Annotated in this window: 3 protein-coding genes and 1 pseudogene; 3 read left to right on the top strand and 1 reads right to left on the bottom strand. The window is 60.8% G+C overall.

Annotation, left to right across the window (positions count from 1 at the left end):
• Positions 1-1223: type II toxin-antitoxin system HipA family toxin (locus AC1D1P_RS18470; RefSeq protein ID WP_477673964.1), on the top strand; the 1223-nt coding region annotated here is incomplete at its 5' end.
• On the opposite strand, the gene AC1D1P_RS18465 is transcribed toward AC1D1P_RS18470, so the two are convergent.
• Positions 1216-1983: a glutathione peroxidase gene (locus AC1D1P_RS18465; protein ID WP_477669305.1), complete on the bottom strand. Its 768-nt coding sequence runs from the start codon at positions 1981-1983 to the stop codon at positions 1216-1218. The genes AC1D1P_RS18470 and AC1D1P_RS18465 overlap by 8 nt on opposite strands.
• 231 nt (positions 1984-2214) lie before the next feature.
• Here AC1D1P_RS18465 and AC1D1P_RS18460 point away from each other — a divergent pair, with 231 nt between their 5' ends.
• Together AC1D1P_RS18460 and AC1D1P_RS18455 are read left to right on the top strand one after the other, a co-directional pair.
• Positions 2215-2667 carry a DUF2721 domain-containing protein gene (locus AC1D1P_RS18460; protein WP_457280618.1) on the top strand — a complete coding sequence of 151 codons (453 nt, stop codon included), beginning with the start codon at positions 2215-2217 and terminating at the stop codon, positions 2665-2667.
• A gap of 384 nt (positions 2668-3051) precedes the next feature.
• Positions 3052-3330: pseudogene (locus tag AC1D1P_RS18455) on the top strand (hypothetical protein); the annotation flags it as partial.

The raw sequence follows: 3330 nt of genomic DNA, 5'->3' as shown, positions 1-3330 counted from the left end.
ACCCGGATTCGCCGGTGTTCTCCTGGGCTGCCACCGACGACGACCCACAGCGCCGGGAGATTTTCTGGCGCAGTTATGTGAACACGCCATTCTTCAATGCCGAAGGCGGGCGCCTGCCGGCCTTCTTCCAGAACCTGCTGCCCGAAGGGCCGCTGCGCCGCCACCTGGAGCAGTTGCGCGGTTGCGGGCCGAACGACCATTTCGACATGCTGGCTGCCTGCGGCACAGACTTGCCGGGCAATGTGTATGCCTATCCCGCGCACCTTGATGCCGATGCGCTGGCAGGGGTGGTGACACAGCACAACGATGCGCTCGAAATGTCCGTCACGGCCGATCCTTTGCCCGACGCGACATCGCTGTCGGGCGTTCAGCCCAAGCTGGCGCTGGTGCAGCAGCCGGGTCGCTACGTGGCGCGCACCCGCGACGCGCAAGGCATCCACATCATCGCCAAGCTGCCCACAGCCGAATTTGCCCTGTTGCCCGAAGTGGAAGAGCTTTCCCTGCGGCTTGCGCGGGCAGCCGGCGTGAACGTGTGCCAGGCCTGGCTGGCGCCCATGGACGAGATCGTCGCCGAGCAACCCTTTGTACTTGGCGAAAGCCGGCATTTCCTCGCCGTCAAGCGCTTTGACCGCGGGCCTGAGGGCCACATTCATTGCGAAGACTTTGCGCAGATCCTGCGCATCCAGCCGGAAGAAAAATACACGCATCCCGCTGCAACCTACGCCGCCATGGCCCGGACGKTGCGTGAAGGCATGAGCCTGGAGGCGCACCTGGGTGAGGGCGCTGCAGAAGAATTGATCCGCCGCGTGATGGTCAATGAAATGCTCGGCAACTATGACGCCCACGTCAAAAACTTCGGTGTGGTGTACCCGGGTGGCCGCACGCCCGAGCTGTCTCCGGCCTACGACGTGGTGGCGTACGCGGCCTACCTGGGCGGCAGGGGCCACGCGCTGCGCTTTGTGCCCGGTGGTGAAAAGCAGGCCAGGCTGACCGCCAAAACGCTGCGCAGTTTTTGCAACGCCACGGGCATGTTTGAAACGCGCGTGCGCGGTGTGCTCAATGAAGCAGTGGGAAAAGCGTGTGAGTCATGGCCGCAGATGATTGCCGCCAGTTCGCTGCTCGAGCGGCAAAAGCAGAACCTGCTCAAGCACTTTGACGCCTGCGAAGCGGTGGTCAGCTGGCGCGCCCGGCGCAGGGCGAAAGTGCTGCAGCCGGCTAGCTGAGAAACTGGCGTGGTTCCGGCTCTGGTCGGGACTCTTTCAACCAGGCTTGCAGGTCCTCCGACCCGCCGATTTTTTTCCCGCCTGCGAATACTTGTGGCGCCGTTCCCGCGCCTGCAACCGCTTGCAGCGTGCTGGTGGTGATGCCCTGGCCCAAGGTGATCTCCTCGTAGCTAAGACCTGCTTCGTCCAGCATGGCCCGGGCTTTCGCGCAAAACGGGCAGCCCGGCTTGCTGAAGAGGGTGATGGGCTCGGGCGCCACGGCTTGCGGTGCAAGGTACTTGAGCATGGTGTCGGCGTCCGAAACCTCGAAGGGGTCGCCTTCCTTCTCGGGCTCGATGAACATCTTCTTGATCACGCCATCGCGCACCAGCATGGAATAGCGCCAGGAGCGCTTGCCGAAGCCGAGATCGCTTTTGTCGACCAGCATGCCCATGCCTTTGGAGAAGTCGCCATTGCCGTCCGGAATCAAGGTGATATTGCCGGCCTCCTGCGCCTTGCCCCATTCGTTCATCACAAAGGCGTCATTGACCGAGAAGCAGACCACGTCGTCAATGCCATGGGCCTTGAAGGTATTGGCCAGCGCATTAAAGCGCGGCAAATGGGTGGAAGAGCAGGTGGGCGTGTAGGCGCCGGGCAGCGAAAAAACCACGACGTTTTTCCCGGCAAACAGTTCAGTGCTTTTCACGTCAACCCACTGGTCGTTCTGGCGTGTCTTGAAGGTCACGTCAGGGACGCGCTGTCCTTCGTTATTGGCGAGCATGGGAAATCCTTTGGTGGAAATAATTCGGTGCTGTGCCGCGATGGCGGTCGCAGGGAAAAAGGCAACGCGGGCACTGCCTTGGAGTTCATTGTGGGGACGACCGCACACCGCGGGCTGTCGGACAGCGACGACATCCGTGTAGGGCATCGTCCGCAAAGGCAGGCGACCGGCAGGCCTGCTGGCCTGATGTTTGCATGACAATACCCGTTTCATGAACCCCCGGAGCCCCGCATGAACTTTGCGCCCGACCTTGCAACGGTCACCCACGGTATTCAACTGGCAGTGGCGCCGGTGTTTTTGCTCACCGCTGTTTCGGGAATGATCGCCGCCGTCGCCGGGCGGCTGGCGCGCATCATCGACCGCGCGCGTTTCCTGGAGAACCGGCTGGAGACCGGCGGCGTGGAAGAGGCCCGCGCGCACCGCATGTATGCCGAACTGCGCGAGTTGCGCCAGCGTGGCTGGTTGGTCAACATCTGCATCGCCTTTCTGACCTTTTGCGCCATGCTGATCGGCACTACCATCATCCTGCTGTTTTTGGGTGAGACGAGTGAGTTGCCGACCCTGCGCATTGCCACTGTCTGTTTTCTGTCGGGCGTGGTGTGCTTTCTTCTCGCGCTGGTTTGTTTCCTGGCTGAAACGCTGCTGGCCACACGCCTGCTCAAGTTTGCCGAGCCGAAAAAATAGCGCGGTGATTTGAGGTTTGATTGTTTTGCAGGTCTTAAATGCCTGCAGGCCAATTGGAACAAGCGCGAGAAGCTATAAAAAATATAGCAGTCAGGTTTTTCTCCTGTCGTAATTGTGGCCGGCAGAAAACGCCAGACCTCCAGATACGTGACAACGTATGACTGTGAAACAGCTTGTTTCCTTACATCCCCATGCTGTGTTTCGCCGCCAGAATTGTGCAGCTCTGCGTGTAGCGGCACGCCCGTGCGGACGTGCCCGCAGCGTGCAGCGCGGCAGGTGAAAGTCCTGTCAACGGTAACCGCAGGCCGTCGTTGAAAAGGGGATGCTGTGCACTTGTTGCCTGTGCCCGGCGAGCCCTGTATAGAAAACCACTGGAGAACCACGATGACAACAACACACACACCGACAACAGGTTTGCGCCTGACCGGCCGCAGCCTGGCACTTTTGATGGCAGGYGCGCTGATGTGCTCCGCGAGCTTTGCCGAGAAACCCGAATGGGCCGGCGGCGGCAAGAACAAGGACAAGGGCGGCAAGCACAGCCAGGTGGAGCAGTCAGACCAGGACGAYCACGGCGGYAAAAAAGACAAGAAGTCCAAAGGCAAGAAACACGAAGACGTCAGGGTAGGCGGCTATTTTGTTCCCGAGCAACGTGTGGTGCTGCAG

It is taken from the genome of Polaromonas sp. P1_E1_2, assembly GCF_056406035.1.
The sequence above is the reverse complement of the archived record's forward strand: the minus strand, read 5'-3'. Positions and strand labels throughout refer to the sequence as shown.